Annotated in this window: 12 protein-coding genes; 7 read left to right on the top strand and 5 right to left on the bottom strand. The window is 40.2% G+C overall.

Translation table 11 applies throughout. The features are described 5' to 3' along the window. The first annotated feature begins 32 nt into the window (after positions 1-32). Entirely contained in the window at positions 33-1,190 is a 1,158-nt protein-coding gene (lysA, locus tag DW103_RS03445; protein ID WP_122274250.1) for a diaminopimelate decarboxylase, read from the top strand. A gap of 138 nt (positions 1,191-1,328) precedes the next feature. Beyond that, complete coding sequence (locus tag DW103_RS03440; protein ID WP_122274249.1) at positions 1,329-2,507, top strand: glycosyltransferase; 1,179 nt, start codon at positions 1,329-1,331, stop codon at positions 2,505-2,507. Between the two features lie 82 nt (positions 2,508-2,589). Here the strand turns inward: DW103_RS03440 and DW103_RS03435 are convergent, their stop codons facing one another. The 5 genes from DW103_RS03435 to DW103_RS03415 form a co-directional block, all read right to left on the bottom strand. Next, positions 2,590-3,834: an FtsX-like permease family protein gene (locus tag DW103_RS03435; RefSeq protein ID WP_122274248.1), complete on the bottom strand. Its 1,245-nt coding sequence runs from the start codon at positions 3,832-3,834 to the stop codon at positions 2,590-2,592. 11 nt (positions 3,835-3,845) lie between these two features. Continuing rightward, positions 3,846-5,045 (bottom strand): pyridoxal phosphate-dependent aminotransferase, encoded by a 1,200-nt coding sequence (locus DW103_RS03430; protein ID WP_122274247.1) that lies wholly within the window; start codon positions 5,043-5,045, stop codon positions 3,846-3,848. A 71-nt stretch (positions 5,046-5,116) separates the two neighbouring features. Then, positions 5,117-6,016, bottom strand: coding sequence for a YitT family protein (locus tag DW103_RS03425; protein WP_122274246.1), 900 nt, complete (start codon positions 6,014-6,016; stop codon positions 5,117-5,119). An 82-nt stretch (positions 6,017-6,098) separates the two neighbouring features. Then, positions 6,099-7,271 (bottom strand): MFS transporter, encoded by a 1,173-nt coding sequence (locus tag DW103_RS03420; protein ID WP_122274245.1) that lies wholly within the window; start codon positions 7,269-7,271, stop codon positions 6,099-6,101. Continuing rightward, complete coding sequence (locus DW103_RS03415) at positions 7,272-9,155, bottom strand: ABC-F family ATP-binding cassette domain-containing protein (RefSeq protein WP_122274244.1); 1,884 nt, start codon at positions 9,153-9,155, stop codon at positions 7,272-7,274. It abuts the gene before it with no gap. A 360-nt stretch (positions 9,156-9,515) separates the two neighbouring features. Here DW103_RS03415 and DW103_RS03410 point away from each other — a divergent pair, with 360 nt between their 5' ends. The 5 genes from DW103_RS03410 (at position 9,516) to DW103_RS03390 (ending at position 17,244) form a co-directional block, all read left to right on the top strand. Further along, the gene (locus DW103_RS03410; RefSeq protein WP_233545591.1) at positions 9,516-10,235 is read left to right on the top strand and encodes a DUF1080 domain-containing protein; all 720 of its coding nucleotides are present in this window, start codon (positions 9,516-9,518) and stop codon (positions 10,233-10,235) included. Positions 10,236-10,256: 21 nt separating this feature from the next. Next, positions 10,257-11,600 (top strand): Gfo/Idh/MocA family protein, encoded by a 1,344-nt coding sequence (locus tag DW103_RS03405; RefSeq protein ID WP_122274242.1) that lies wholly within the window; start codon positions 10,257-10,259, stop codon positions 11,598-11,600. Between the two features lie 82 nt (positions 11,601-11,682). Continuing rightward, positions 11,683-12,228 carry a DUF1735 domain-containing protein gene (locus DW103_RS03400; RefSeq protein ID WP_122274241.1) on the top strand — a complete coding sequence of 182 codons (546 nt, stop codon included), beginning with the start codon at positions 11,683-11,685 and terminating at the stop codon, positions 12,226-12,228. 103 nt (positions 12,229-12,331) lie between these two features. Then, positions 12,332-15,421 (top strand): TonB-dependent receptor, encoded by a 3,090-nt coding sequence (locus DW103_RS03395; RefSeq protein ID WP_158576662.1) that lies wholly within the window; start codon positions 12,332-12,334, stop codon positions 15,419-15,421. 14 nt (positions 15,422-15,435) lie between these two features. Continuing rightward, positions 15,436-17,244: a RagB/SusD family nutrient uptake outer membrane protein gene (locus DW103_RS03390; protein WP_158576661.1), complete on the top strand. Its 1,809-nt coding sequence runs from the start codon at positions 15,436-15,438 to the stop codon at positions 17,242-17,244. Positions 17,245-17,261: the final 17 nt, after the last annotated feature.

The following is a 17,261-nucleotide window of genomic DNA, read 5'->3' as shown; positions in this document are numbered from 1 at the left end:
CCTTATTTATCTTTATATAATTTATATCATATATGCTCAAAGGAACATTTCCGACAGACAAATTCAAGGCTCTAACAACGCCTTTCTATTATTATAATATTGAGTTGCTGAAAGAAACGCTCAATACAGTGAAAACAGAAGCCGGCAAATATGGCTACCATGTCCACTATGCGGTAAAAGCCAACGCTAATCCCCGCATCTTGTCGACCATAGCCGAATACGGGCTGGGGGCCGACTGCGTAAGCGGAGGCGAAATACAAGCCGCTCTCGACGCCGGTTTCCCCGCCGGTAAGATTGTATATGCGGGAGTCGGAAAAGCGGATTGGGAAATCAACCTGGGCTTGGACAACAATATTTTCTGTTTCAACGTGGAATCGGCTGCCGAACTGGAGGTCTTGAACAGCCTGGCTGCCGCCAAAGACAAGGTTGCTTCCATCGCTCTCCGCATCAACCCGGAAGTGGACGCACATACGCATGCCAAAATTACCACCGGGATGAAGGAAAACAAATTCGGCATCAACCTAAGCCAACTGAACAGTGTCCTGGATACTTTGAAAGGCATGAAGAACGTAAAACTAATCGGCATCCATAGCCATATCGGTTCACAGATAACGGACATGTCCAGTTTCCGCAACTTAGTCATCCGTTTCAACGAAATTCTGGATGAGCTGGAAGCGCAAGGTATCACGCTGGAGAATATCAATTTCGGTGGTGGACTGGGTATCGATTATTATCATCCGAACCACTTGTCCATCCCGGCATTCGACAATTATTTCGCTGCCATCAACAAACTCCTGAAAGTCCGTCCCAGACAGCAGGTCCATTTCGAGCCGGGCCGTTCTGTCGTAGCCCAATGCGGTTCACTAATCTCCCGCGTCCTTTATGTGAAAGAAGGCGAAACGAAAAAATTCTGCATCCTGGATGCCGGCTTCACCGAACTTATCCGTCCGGCCATGTATGATGCCTACCATCGTATCGAGAACATATCGAGCGACGAAGCAGTGGAACTCTACGACGTGGTAGGCCCTATCTGCGAATCATCCGACGTGTTCGGCAAAGAAGTGGAACTGAACAAAGCCCATCGCGGCGACCTCATCGCCCTCCGCTCCGCCGGTGCTTATGGCGAGGTGATGGCTTCACAATATAATTGCAGGAAATTGCCGAAGGCGTATTATTCGGATACGTTGTAAAATATCCGACCTGGCCTTTTTGTGAGTGGTTGAACTCGTTCCCGATAAGGGGGGGCTGAATATGTAGGAACTATCATCCAAATGAGGAAGTTCCTATAATCTTTCGTACATTTGCATATTCAAAAAAACAGCATATTGATGACCGAAAATTTGTTCACCTTCTCCACCCTGGAGATAATTCTATCCGGAATTACCGGAGGATTATTCCTTATCCAAATACTTTTTTATCTGGTTGTATATGCCCGTCCCCTGCGGGTTGCGAAAAGGGCGGGACAAATACAAGCAACAGTAAACGGTTCTTCGCTCCCTCCTGTTTCAGTTATCGTCTATACCCGAGGAGAAGCGGAAATACTGCAAAAAAATCTGCCTGCCATCCTCACGCAGGATTATCCGGATTATGAAGTAATTGTCGTCAATGACGGCTCTGATATGGATAGTGAGGATGTACTCAAAATTTTTTCCAGCGAATACAAGCATCTATATTATACTTTTGTACCGGTCGATACCCAATACCTCAGCCATAAGAAATTGGCGCTGACAATGGGAATAAAAGCTGCCAAACATGATATACTGCTCTTTACGGAAGCCGACTGTAGACCTGTCAGTTCGAAATGGATTGCAACAATGACACGGAATTATACGCCGGAGACGGAAATCCGTCTTGGCTTCTGCGCATACAACTACAATACGGGGCTGCTGCACAAACTAATCGCATATGATAATTTGCTGAACGGTTTGCAATATCTCTCGTCCGCACTTGCGCGCCGACCTTATAGCGGAAACGGCCGTAATATGTCTTACCGCAGGAAATTGTTCTTCGACCACAAAGGCTACAGCAAATCCCTGAATATCCATGCCGGTGCAGACGATTTGTTTATCAACGAAGCTGCCAACCGGACAAATACCGCCGTCGAATATTCGGCCGACAGTATCATGGAAATGGACAAGATTGAAGAATACATCATCTGGAGAGAGATGAGAGTAGCCAGGCTGGTCACACAGCACTATTATGAAGGATGCCGACTGGCATTTTTCCGGATGGATAGTTTTTGTTGCCTTTTATTCCTGATAGCTGCCGTCGCAACAATCATCACCGGTATTTCCGAGAATTGGCTGGTAGCAGCGACGGCGGGGCTCTTCCTCATACTGCGCTTCACCGTAAAAGCGACAATCTTCCATAGGTCCTCCCTCCTCCTCCACCAAAAACCGGCTACTGCCTGGTTGCCATTGTTGGAACTCATACAACCTGCCTACAACGCATATATCCGCATTTACCGGATATTCAGAGGGAAAAACGATTATACATCAAGAATTTAAAGAAATGCACGATGCGCTTATATGTATGACGCACTAAATGATGAATTGGATGGAGAGTTAGGAGCAGCCTGATAGAAAATACTTATTCAAAACGAATACTCTTGGCCGGCTCTATTTTGGTAATCAACCAGGATGGGGCCAGCATCATTAACATGGATGCAACCAATGTTCCGATATTCAAAAGGATAAGAGACAGCAGATTCAAGTCGATAGGGACTGCGTCCAAATAATAAATGGAAGGTTCCAACGCAATGACATGGAAGTGTTTTTGTATCAGGCAAAGGGCTATTCCGACCACATTCCCCCAAAGCATTCCTTTTCCTATCAGAAAAAACGAGATATAAAGGAAAATCTTCCGGATGCTTTTATTGCTTTCGCCAAGCGACTTCAATACGCCAATCATATTTGTCCGTTCAAGAATGATAATCAGCAAACCGGAAATCATGGTGAAACCGGCAACCGCAAGTATCAGTACCAGAATAACGACAACATTGATATCCTGCACGTCCAACCAATCGAAAATCATCGGATTCATCTCTTTTATGGAGCGGGTATAATAGGTATTCCCCATTCGGTCCTTCTTTTCAGACAAATCGAAATACAAATTTTCGGAAGTCTGCTCCAGGTTACCATAATCATTCACCTGTAATTCCAAACCGCTGACTTCATCTTTATCCCAGCCATTCAAACGGCGTATTTGCCGGATATCGGTAATCACGAATATTTTATCGTAATCCACAAAGCCGGTTTCATAGATACCGGTAATATGGAATTTGCGGGCACGCACATCTTCCTGAACAAAATAAGTCAGAAAAGAATCTCTCACTCCCAACTTTAATAAATCAGCCAGATAACGGGAAATAAGCACTTCCGTGGAAGTTTTATCCGAAGAGAAAACAGGAAGTTCGCCTTCTTTCAAATTATCCCGGAAAAAAGTCCAATCGTAATCCGCATCCACCCCTTTCAGGACAATTCCTTGAAAATCTTCATCTGTCTTCAATATACCCGGTTTAGTGGCAAATGCTTCCACATGCCGTATCCCCGGATAAGCTTTTAAATAAGTCAACAGCGTATCGCTTACTGCGATAGGCGTATACTCAAAAGAGGTGTTATTATCGAAATTGGTGATTTGAATATGAGAACCGAAGCCTATGACTTTGTTACGTATCTCTTTTTTGAACCCGATGACAATAGCTACCGAAAGAATCATGACCGCCAGTCCCAATGCTATTCCAATCATAGCAATACGAACAACGGGGGGAGTCGCTTGGCGGTTCCCCTCCTTGCTGAAATGTATTCTTTTTGCTATAAATAATTCTAAGTTCAAATCTCTATTTGTTAAATGACTCGCCCCGGATAAGCCTCCAGCGCTTTTTGTAATACTATGAGTGCATTTGCCAGGTCTTCTTTTTTCAATACATAAGCAATACGGACTTCATTCTTTCCTAATCCTGGAGTCGTATAAAAGCCGGAGGCCGGTGCCATCATGACTGTCTGGCCTTCATATTCGAAATCGCTCAAACACCAGGCGCAGAACTTATCCGCATCATCCACCGGAAGCTTGGCCACCGTATAAAAGGCCCCCATCGGTATCGGTGAATAACAACCGGGAATACGGTTCAATCCGTCTATCAGGAACTTACGACGTTCGACATATTCGTTGTACACATCCAGCATATATTCGTCCGGCGTATCTAATGAAGCCTCTGCTATAATCTGTCCGATTAATGGCGGACTCAGACGAGCCTGACACCATTTCATAACATTTTCCTTCACCATTTGGTTTTTCGTGATAAGCGCGCCGATACGAATACCGCACTCACTATACCGCTTAGATACAGAGTCCACCAATACCACATTATTCTCTATCCCTTTCAGATGGAAGGCCGATATGTAGGGAGCACCCGTATAACAAAATTCACGATATACCTCATCCGAGAAAAGGAAAAGGTCATATTTCTTTACAATATCACGTATCTGATCCATTTCCTTCTGCGTGTACAGATAACCGGTCGGGTTATTCGGGTTACAAATCAGAATAGCTTTGGTACGCGGAGTTATCAGTTCCTCGAATTTTTCAACACACGGAAGAGCAAATCCTTCTTCGATAGAGGACGGAATGGTTTTAATAACCGCACCGCTTGAAATAGCGAATGCCATATAGTTCGCGTAAGCCGGTTCCGGCACGATAATCTCATCTCCCGGATCCAGACAGGCCATAAAAGAGAAAAATACGGCTTCCGAACCACCGGTAGTAATAATAATATCGTCTATATCGACATTTATATTGAATTTCGCATAATATTTCACCAGTTTCTCACGAAAACTGCGGATACCCTCACTGGGAGAGTATTCCAAAACCTTACGATCAACACGACGCATCGCTTCCATCGCGACTTCAGGTGTAGGCAAATCCGGTTGCCCGATGTTCAGATGATACACCTTAGTACCTTTAGCTTTAGCCTGATTGGCAAGCGGAACAAGCTTTCTGATAGGAGAAGCCGGCATATTGACTCCTCGTTGTGAAATATTAGGCATTATATTTTACAGTTTGTTTTTAAAATGGAGCAAAGGTAAGAAATTATTGAGAATTTTCAGTTCTTACTTGATTAAATACCCGGCCGAGGAGAATCTTTACTTGCGTGCATTGTCGAAATAAATGCGTTCGGATCGATTTCTTTTACTTCATTCTTCAGACGGGGAAGGTCTTTACGTTCAGCTATCGTAAAAATGATTTCTTTTTCTTTTCCTTCATACATTCCACGTCCATGCAGAAAAGTCCCGCGCATTCCCATCTTTTCGACAATCAGGTCTTTAATTTCCTGTGTCTTTCTAGAAACAATAAAAACAGCCCGGTTCGGGTTTTCCGTCTGGAACATTTCGACAATCTTACCATAAACAAAGATTGTAAACCAGGAATACAAAGGTACAGCCCAATCCCGGAAAACAATCAACCCTAATAAAACAACCGCCGAATCAAGCAAAATAATCATATTGCTAACCTTCAAGTTTGAATTATTAGCAAGCACGCGTGCCAAAACATCCGTGCCTGCACTGGTACTTTGTGCACGAAATACGCAAGTCACACCTATTCCCAGAATAGCCCCTCCATAAAAACAGGCTATAAAAGTATCGTTTTCCACTAACGGTTGGTTGCTGAATATATAAGACAATGTATCTGTAAAAATCGATATCAGTAAAAATGTAACGACAGTCTTTGGCCCTGAAGCCAAGCCTATTTTCTTCATTGCCAAAATCATCAACGGTATATTAAAGCAAAGGGCTGTAGCTCCCATCGGCAAACCATCCGGCATTAATGGAAATAATCCTTTCGTCACATAATGCAATACGATAGAAATACCATAAACGCCTCCCGGTACAATCTTGTAGGGAGCGAGGAAAAGAACATAACTGAGAGCTTGAAAAAAAGCACCGACTACAATAAGCGTATAATCTACGATGTTCCTTTTTAAAGTAGCATTAGAAGCCAGGTTTAATTGTTGTTCCATATTTGTGTTATTGTTACTTTATAAAACAGCGCAAATATAAAAATTAATTATTCAATTTCAATTGATATTTAGTATGTAACTGCTAAATCAACCGATTACGCTCATAAGACGGTTTTACCCACCGGAAATAAACAAGTAAAGAAAGAAGACAACAGGCACTTCCTGCCAGATAAGCAGCAGAAAGACTCAGACATGAAGCTATGAAACCGGCAGAAAGCATTCCGATACCGACTCCCATATCGAAAGAAGTAAGGTAAGTCGAAGTAGCCGTCCCACGCATACTGTGAGGAGCCACATTGACAAAAAGGCACTGAAATGCCGGAACTCCGACACCGAAACCGATACCTATAAATAATGCACATGCAAAAAACACAAATGCATTATGTAACAATGCAAATACAATAAAGGTGACCAATAGGCAAAGCATTGAGGATACAGCAACCTGATGAATCTTTCCATGGTCGACCAACCTCCCTGAAATCAAACGGGATATTCCGACACCTATTGCCATATAAACGAAGAAGTAACCAGGATTGGACACATTTATTTCCTTGCCATACAGTACAACAAAAGAAATAATCATTCCATACGGAATCGCGACCAAGACATAGGAAAAAGCAGCCGGCAAGGCTTTCAATAGAATAAAACGATCCAAAGAGAAATGCGGACGTGGCATCTTTTCCCGCTCCGGATAACGAATCAACCCGACAGAAGCCACTCCTATAGATGCTGCAGCCAAAGCCATCATCACCAACGGATGGAACCCTAGCCGGGCATAAAGTGCAACAGCGGCCAATGGAGCTAAGGACATAGCCAAATTAATAGTCAACCCGTAAAATCCCATACCTTCCCCACGACGAGCGGAAGGTATAACATCGATGGCAATTGTATTACCGGAGACGGATGTCAGCCCCATAAATCCCCCCTGCAAAAAACGTACAACCATTATTGCCAACATTGTTACCGCAAAAAGATAGCCGGAAAACAAAATGGCAAATACCATAAAAGCATATAAATATAATGGTTTGCGTGAAAAACAATCGACCAAGTAGCCGGAGAAAGGTCGTACACACAATAGTCCGATAGTATAGCTGGATAATACGATACCGACATTTGCCGTATCAATCCCCAACACTTCCACTAAATAGACCGGCATTGTCGGCATCAACATATAAAACGAGAAATTCATCAGGAAATAGGAGATGCAACACTGGACAAAATTCCGGTTCCACAATATAGGTTTTTGATGTTCCATTTAAGCCAATTCGCTTAGTTCAAGCCAACGCATTGTTTTTTCATCTATTTCATCTATAATTTGGGCAATACGCTCTGATTTTGCCAATAATTCATCGTTACCGAGCGTACCGCTACTCATCGCTGTTTCCAGTTCTGCTTTCTCTGCTTCCAAAAGCGGAATTTCGGCTTCCAGAGCCTCAAATTCTTTCCGTTCCTTAAAAGACAGTTTTTTCTTTTGTTCCTTTTCCTGTTGTCCAGAAGATTCCGGTGAACTCTGCTGTTTAGGACGACGGACTGCTTCCGCCTCTTTTTCCAACAAATCCTGTGCCTCTTTCCAGTCGCGATATTGTGTATAGTTTCCAGGAAAATCTTTTATATCCGCATTACCACGAAATACCAACAAATGATCGACTACCTTATCCATAAAATAACGGTCGTGCGAAACAACAATGGCACACCCCTTAAAATTACGCAAATATTCTTCCAGCACATTCAGGGTTACAATATCCAAATCGTTTGTCGGCTCGTCCAGCACTAGGAAGTTCGGACTTTTCATCAGAATCGTACATAAATATAAACGACGTTTTTCTCCTCCACTCAATTTATAAACATAACTATGTTGTTTTTCAGGAGCAAACAGGAAATAATTTAAGAACTGAGAAACACTCATTTTCTTTCCATCGCCCAAGTCCACATATTCAGCTATATTTTGTACGACATCAATAACCTTCATCTGTTCGTCAAATTGAAGACCATCCTGACTATAATAACCAAAACGCACCGTTTCTCCTACATCAAAATGTCCGCTATCCGGCTCCACTTCCCCCATCAGCATTTTAATAAAAGTTGATTTTCCGGTGCCGTTATTACCGACAATGCCCATCTTTTCATAACGGGCAAATATATAATTGAAATCTTCTACAATCTTCACATCCCCAAAACATTTCGAGACGTGTTCCGCCTCAAATATCTTAGAACCTATATACGACGCTTTCACATCCAAATTCACATTTCCGGCATCATGTGGTTGCTTGGCTTTCTTTTCTAATTCATAAAAGGCATCGATACGATATTTCGCTTTCGTACCACGTGCCTGCGGCTGACGGCGCATCCAGTCCAGCTCCTTTCGCAACAAGTTACTGGCCCGGTCTACTTCCGCGTTCAAGGCTTCCATACGCTCTTGCCGTTTTTCCAGATAATAGCTATAATTACCTTTATATTGATAAATTTGTTTTCGGTCTATTTCTATAATTTCACTACAAACGCGGTCCAAAAAATAGCGATCATGCGTTACCATCAGAATGCTAATATTTGCACGGCTCAAATAACCCTCAAGCCATTCAGTCATTTCCAAATCCAAGTGGTTGGTAGGTTCATCCAGAATTATCAGTTCCGGGTCCGTTATCAAAACATTTGCCAAGGCAACTCGCTTCAATTGTCCTCCGGAAAGGGTTTCTACCTTTTGATTATAATTATAGATTTTAAGTTGACCCAGAATTTGTTTTGCACGCAATTCGTAATCCCAAGCTTTCAGATTATCCATACGCAAAAGAATATCATCTAAACCGGAATGATTGTCACTAACCATTGCCTGTTCATATTCGGCAATCAAACGAACTGTTTCATTAGTAGAATGGAAACAAGCCTGCAACACTGTCAACCCCTCCGGATAATACGGAGTTTGTTCTAAATATCCTACCCGTAAATCATTGCGGAAAACCACAGCCCCGTTGTCATAATCTTCTTTCCCAACAATAATATTAAGTAAAGTAGTTTTACCTGTTCCATTTTTCGCAATCAGTCCGACTTTCTGTCCTTGAGCAATACCGAATGTAATGTCTTCAAAAAGGACCAAATCGCCGAAACTTTTGGTCAGTTTATCTATCTGAAGGTAACTTATCATCTTATTTTCTTCTATTTAACTCCCATGTGAGGTTACGAATACCGGACAAAGATACGAAATAATAACCAAAGAGAAGTCCTCATGATTTCCCTCTCTCTTTTTAAATATCTTAAACAAGATAACAGTAATGGGACTAAATAAAATACTGTAGTTCTGTTAGGACTATGATATGCAATAGTTAACGGATGTTTTTTTAAGAATTAAAAGAACGGAATATTGTTATTTATAGTTAAAAAACAAATATAAAAATAAATACCTTGTGTGCGAAAACACGAGGTTAGTCCTAACAGAACTATGGTAGCCACGCGAGTTAACTAAAAAATAATATAAAACAGTCAACATTTTTAAATTAATTCAATTATGGGAAGTATGAAAAACATCTTATTTTTATTTTTATGTATGTTTTGGGCCAGTAATAGTTTAATAGCTCAAGACAATGTTTTATCCACAAAAGAGAAAAAACAAGGCTGGGAGCTTTTGTTTAACGGTTCAAATCTAAATGGATGGACTTCTGTTGGTAAATCAACACCACCAGATCACGGATGGTCTATAAGCAATGGTGTATTAACAGTGAAAAAAGAAGGAAACAAGCGAGGAGGGGATATAATCACGAGCAAACAATTCTCAGATTTCGAATTAATTGTAGATTTTAAAATAACAAAAGGAGCCAATAGCGGTATCAAATATTTTTTCACTAAATACTCAAAAGGTGGTTGGTTAGGTCTAGAATATCAGATTATTGATGACCAGAACCATCCCGATGCTAAACTAGGAATAAATGGGAATCGCAAATTAGCAACCCTCTATGACATGTTCCCAGCCAAAAACACGAAGGCTAAACCGGTCGGAGAATGGAATCGAGCTCGAATTGTCTCAAAAGGAACAAAAGTAGAACATTATCTGAACGGAAAGAAAGTCTTATCATTCGATCGAGCAAGTAAAGAATACAAAGAAACATTTTTAAAAAGTAAATACAAAGAGTGTAATCCTATGTTCGGAGACGTAGAAAAGGGGTATATTCTTTTACAAGACCACGGAGATATTGTTTCATTCAAAAACATAAAAATCAGAGAACTATAACAACTTTAAATCAAGTATCACATGACAAACAGAAGAGAGTTTATTAAAAAAGCGGCAGCTTCCGGAATAGGATTGTCGATAGGTGGTTTATCATTTGGCGCAACTAGTGCAAAAAGTTATGCAAACATTGTCGGGGCAAACGAAAAAATCAACATGGCTGTAATGGGAACAAACGGCAGAGGCGCCGGCATGGCTAAGCAATTTGCCAAACAAAAAAATGTTGATGTTATTATTGTGTGCGATGTTGAAGAAAAAGCACTGGCTAAAGGTGTAAAAAATGTAGAGGAAGCAGGTGGACATCCTAAAACAGAAAAAGACATTCGAAAAGTTCTGGAGAATAAAGATGTAGACGGACTGTTAATCACAGCTCCGGACCATTGGCATGCACCTGCTACAATTATGGCCTGCCAGGCAGGAAAACATGTTTATTGCGAAAAACCTTGTAGTCATAATCCACACGAAGGAGAATTAAGCATCAAAGCTGCCAGGAAGTATAACCGGATAGTACAGGTTGGTGCCCAACGCCGTTCTTGGCCCGTTTTAATGGAGGGCATTCAGAAATTACACGAGGGCATTATCGGACGTGTTTATATGGCTAAATCCTGGTATACCAATAATCGCGGCTCTATCGGTTTCGGCAAACAAATATCGGTTCCTACAACACTGGATTTTGACTTATGGCAGGGTCCGGCCCCAAGAAAAGCTTATAAAAGTAATTTGATACATTACAACTGGCATTGGTTCTGGCATTGGGGAACAGGAGAAGCACTTAACAATGGAACACATGAAATTGATGTCATAAGGTGGGGACTTGGTGTTGATTATCCTACTTATGTCAGTTCAGAAGGAGGACGTTATCGTTTTATGGATGATTGGGAAACCCCCGATACCCAATTAATCAACATTAAATTCGGTAATAATTGCTTGGTTACATGGGAAGGCCGCAGCTGTAATTCCGCTAATTCGGAAGGTCGCGACCGAGGCGTCATTTTTTATGGCGAAAATGGTATGATGGATACCGGAGGTAACAGCTATCGTATTTTTGACCAAAAAAACAAATTAGTTGAAGAAAAAACGTCTAAAGATATCATAGACGGACGAGACCCATCCAGCCCAAGCGCCAACTTGGATGCTGTTCATATTGCAGATTTTTTGGATGCTATTCGAAATGGCTCCAAACCTCATGGAGATATTGAAGAATTACATAAAAGTACTCTGTTAGTACAATTAGGAAATATTGCATGGAGAACGGGGCATCGTTTGAATATAGATCCTTCCAACGGACATATAATAAATGATCCAGAAGCTGAACACTTGTGGAGCAGAACATATGAGCCAGGATGGGAATTATCTAAATATTTATAATAAGATGAGAGGCTAACAAACTATTTTAGACTGTTAGCTTTTCATTTTATACCTTTTTCTAATTTAAAAAAATCGATAAAAAATGAAAAAAGTAATATTATTTATTTCTATAATTTGCTGTATATTCTCATGTAATGATTCTAAAGACATTGATCGTATTGAAGAGTACATGAATGTTTATATTCCACTTTGTGTTGAAAAGAATAGCATCTTACAAACAGTACCTTTAGTGAAAAACAGTGTGAATTTTGTTGAAATATCCAATTTCAATTTCAACAGTGATACACTATTTTTATTAGGGGCCTATTGTGGTGGCACACTTGCTCCCTCGGAAGATTTGAAAGTCGAATTCTCATTAGCAACAGATTCACTCGTTTCCTTACAGAAGAAGAATGTATCACAATCTGTTTACCAACAACTACCGGAAAAATACTATTCCATTGAAAACTGGAATGTTACTATTCCTAAAGGACATGAGAATGGTTATTTGAATGTTAATCTTAAACTTTCACAGATACCGGCAGGGAGTAAATTCATTTTACCTATACGAATAAATAGCGTTTCCAAATATGATTTGGATCCTGAGAAGAGTTTTATTTTACTGGCTATCAATAAACCGGATAAATAAACATTAAAAACTATTATTATAATTAATAATCAATAAGTACATGAAAAATTCTTTACATGGAAGATGCATACATACGTTCATCTTCTTACATAAGATTACTATCATGGCCTTCCTTATAGGAATGCTTTGTTATACCCCTAAAATATTTTCTGCTACCTACGAGAAAAACATAGCGACCCAAAATCGTAATGTCGAAGGTATTGTAACAAACGAAGAAGGACTACCCATTAAAGGAGTTCTCGTAACAGTTAAAAATAAATCCATTTCAACCACTACGGATGAAAACGGTTCATTTTTCATAGCTGCACCTGTAAAATCTACTATTGTTTTTTTCCATAAAGATTATATTCAAGCCGAAATGCTTTTAGAAAATCAGATTACACTCGATATTCAATTAAAGCACATCGATTCACGTGATAAAATAAGTGATGAAGTTTTTTTACTTTATGGTTCTCAGAATAAAGATTTAATGACTGGTTCATATGCACAAATTAATGGAAAAGACATTGAAACCAGAGCTGTGGTAAACAATAAAAACCGCATATCCGGTTTATTACCTGGACTATTAATAATGCAAACAAATGGAGAACCCGGAGACGAAGGTGCAAACATCTTTATGCGAGGAAAACGTACCATGCGTGGGAAAAATCCTATTATTTTGGTTGACGGATATGAACGCTCCATGGATTTACTTGATCCGAATGAAATCAAAGCAGTCACAGTTCTGAAAGATGCCGCTACATGTGCCAGATATGGACTACGAGGTAGTAATGGGATTATACAGGTAACAACCAATAGAGGTAGCGAAGGAAAGATTCGTGTGAACGGACACATACGAGGTGGATTAAAAATGCCTACCACAGAACCCAGATTATTGGATTCCTACGATTATGCTACTTTATATAATGAAGCACGCAGGAATGACGGTAACTCTCCATTATATCTGGAGAATCATTTGAATAAATACATGAATGCCAGAAATGGTATTTATGAGAATGAATATGACAAATACCTATTTCCCAACAACAACTACTACGAAATGTTTACTAAAAATGTAACCTGGCAACAACGTTATAGTGTGAGTGTTGACGGGGGAAACAAATTTGCCAAATTCTTCGTTTCTGCAGGTTATACAAACAATTCCGGTATGTATAACATCGATAAAAATGCAAATACATACAATACGAATGCAGAACAAAATGCTATTACAATCCGCTCCAACGTCGATATAAATGTAACCAAGCGTTTTGTAATGTCTCTGGACCTTTCCGGTCGACAGGAAGAACGTATATGGCCGGGAGCCAGAGGTAGTTCCGTCTCTGATTTATTCAGAAACATGTATTGTACCCCTCCTAATGCCTATCCGATATTCCAACCGGATATAGATAAAACAACAAATAAGCAAATGTTAGGAGGTTCAAAAGACTATACTAAAAATGTCTACGGATTATTAAATCGTTCCGGTTATTCCAAATCTTTGGTTCGTAATATGACCGCAACATTAAAATTGAATCATCAGCTTGATTTCATAACTAAAGGATTGAATGTCCGTGCTGAATTTGCATTTGACAGCTGGTATGAGATGAATACCAACCGTAGTAAAAATTTCAAAGTTTATAGCATAGATGCAGATAAAAACGGAGAAGCAAAATTGCAACAGGACGGTTCTCTAAAATACATTGAAACCGGAAGCGATACCCAAATGAGCAGTGGAGGAGATTACCCCGGTTCCGAACGTATTCTGAATTATCGTGTCGGTCTTGACTGGAATAGAACATTCGGAAATCATAATCTTTATGCAGAAGCATTATTCAATCAACGGGAAAAAAGCCAGGAAAACGACAGAAACTTACCACGTGTTTATCGTGGCTACGACACACGTGTTTCCTATCAATATAAAGCTAAATATTTAGCTGATTTCAATATGGGCATCATGGGGTCCGAGCAATTCTTGAAATCCAACCGCTATGGCTTTTTCCCCGCTTTGTCTTTAGGATGGGTTGCTTCAAATGAAGATTTCTTGAAAGAGAACCCAATTATCAGTTTTTTAAAATTACGGGCATCCGGAGGAGAAACCGGCTGGGATGACACGGGTGGATATTTCCTCTGGTATCAACAATTCGCATCCTCTTCCGGTCCGGCTTTCGGTCCGACTGCTACCGGACAAAGCGGTTGGAATGAAGGAGCATTCGCCCTAAATAATGTAACATGGGAAAAAGCCCGCAAATATGATGTAGGTCTGGATGTTCGTTTATTTAATGATCGCCTAAGTTTTACCGGTGATTATTTCTACGAAAAGAACCGGGATATCATGTGCGCTCCGGCATTACCATATATCATGGGGATTCGTTTCCCTGATTTTCCCATTGGAAAAGTTAAAAATAAAGGCTTCGACCTCTCTTTATCTTGGAATGACCATATCGGTGATTTTAATTATGGTCTTTCTTTTATCTATACGAGAGCTGATAATGAAATTCAGGAAATGGGAGAAGAAAAAAAGGCTTATTCTTATCAACAAAGGACTGGCAAACCACTTGATTCTCAATGGGGACTTATTGCTTTAGGTTTATTCCAAAGTCAGGAGGAAATAGACAATAGTCCTAAGCAAACATATTCAAAAATAGTATCTCCTGGTGATATTAAATACAAGGATGTTAATGGAGATGGTGTCATCGACAATTATGACGAAGTTTATTTGGGTCCAAACGCCGATTTGAATATGCAATGGGGTAGCAAACTGGATTTAAGTTGGAAAAATTTTGATTTTTCAGTCTTATTTACCGGTCAAAACGGAGGTTGGAATAATATCACGGGAGAATCTATCTGGGAATTCCAAAATAATGGTACTGTTCGTGAACATCATCTCGGGCGTTTCAATCCGGACGATCCTTCCAGTTGGGCAAATGCAACTTACCCACGTTTAAGCTTATCAAACGTAGAAGGAAATCATCACAGTTCATCTTATTGGAGAAAATCAATGGCTCAGGTGCGTTTGAAACATATCGAACTTGGATATTCTATCCCGGTTGCATGGTCGAAAGGAATAGTCAACAATTTACGTTTGTATGTAAATGCCTACAACATATTGACTTGGCAATCCACTGACCTGACGGATACAGAAGCTAAAAATGGTAGCTACATACAGTATCCGATTATGAAAATGGTAAATTTTGGTGTTAACGTTTCATTCTGATATCATAAATGAAAATGAAAAAGTATAGTTCACTTTATATTACAGCAATTATCGTATTGAGTATTTTAGGTTCTTGTGCCGAAGACCCATTCTATGCTGTACCTATCGAATTTAATTCGGCCCAAACTGTATTCAGCGATTCTGCCAGAGCTGAATATTTTATAAATAATGCTTATACAGAACAACCGTCCGATGTCTCCAGCAGTTTTAACTGGTTGGCGGGGAACGCAATGCTAGCCTCCGCTTGTGACGAAGCTATGCATGTCCAAAGTAACAAAACATCCCCATCTACAGCTTCCAAAATGAGTGCCGGAAACTGGGGACCTAGTAATATGCAATTTTACAGGTCTAGTGACGGTGCCGGAGAAATCGGCAGTTGGATGAAATGGGGCGGTTACCATGGAGTCAGAAAATCTAACACAGCTATAAAATATCTTGATTTATTACCGGCTACATGCTCGCAACGATTTAAAAATCGCCTCAAAGGTGAAGCTCATTTCCTACGAGGATTACAACATTTTCATCTGTTTCAGAAATGGGGAGGCATACCAATTGTCGATAAAGCTTTTGAAGCAAGCGATGATGTACAAATTTCAAGAAACACATTGGAAGAAACGGTTAACTTCATCTGCAATGAATTTGATCAAGCTATCGAATTATTGCCGGAAGATCCGTATCTCGATTCATGGGAAATAGGCCGTGCTGACCGAGGTGCTTGTTATGCTTACAAAGCCAGAGTTTTATTATATGCAGCCAGTAAATTATACAATGGTCCTGGAATGGATGGTTCCGGAAACCCTTTAATCTGTTATGGGACTTATGATGCCAACAGATGGAAACTGGCAGCCGAGGCTGCTCAAAAAGTAATCGACCTGAACTGGTATACTCTTTATACCAATGGGACCAATGGCCAGGAAAACTATAAAAGATTATTTAATGAATGGGGCTCCGGACATAATAATCATGAATTTATATTCGGACGTATCAGAGGAACCAACAGAGATACAGAGAACGATAATTTCCCGGCTGGTTTCACCAATTCGAAAGGAGGAACATGTCCTTCCCAAGACTTAGTTGATGCCTATGAAATGAGTGACGGAACATTGTTCGACTGGAATGATCCGGAAAAAGCGGCTACTCCATATGAAAACAGAGATCCTCGTTTTTATGCCAGCATCATCTATAATGGCGCTCATTACAACAAGTTTGCCAATGCCAGCAATTATACCTTCCAAACATACACAGGTGGTAAAAATGCAACCGGAAATACAGCAACTGAAACATCTTATTATCTGTATAAATTCATGGATTATGAAAAATGTAAACCTGATGCCAAATCAGGAGGAGCTTACCATGTATGGATGGATATGAGATACGCTGAAGTTTTGTTGAATTATGCTGAAGCAGCCAACGAATATGGAGGACCTAATTTTGTGGTTAATGGAGCTTCACGTCCCATTACCCCTATTGAGGCATTAAATCAAATCCGAGAACGTTCTGGTATGCCGGACGTCGCAACAACATTTAAAAACAGAGGTAAATCTATTTCAAAAGAATCTTTACGTGAATTTATCTATCATGAAAGACAAATTGAAATGGCTTTCGAAAATCAACGATATTATGATATCAGACGCTGGATGCTTATTGAAAGTTTGCCACAATATATTCGGGGATGTAAAATCACTATAGAAGATGGTAAACCTGTTTATGATCCGACTATAATTGTGGAAAACAAGATATTCGAACGTAAACATTATTTCTTCCCTATCCCGCAGGTTGAAATAAATCGAAATATCAATATGGTTCAAAATCCTGAGTGGTAGACTTTGTTAACAACTAA

The sequence above is a fragment of the Parabacteroides sp. AM08-6 genome (assembly GCF_003473295.1).
GTDB lineage: Bacteria > Bacteroidota > Bacteroidia > Bacteroidales > Tannerellaceae > Parabacteroides.
This window is presented reverse-complemented; position numbering and strand designations above follow the sequence as displayed.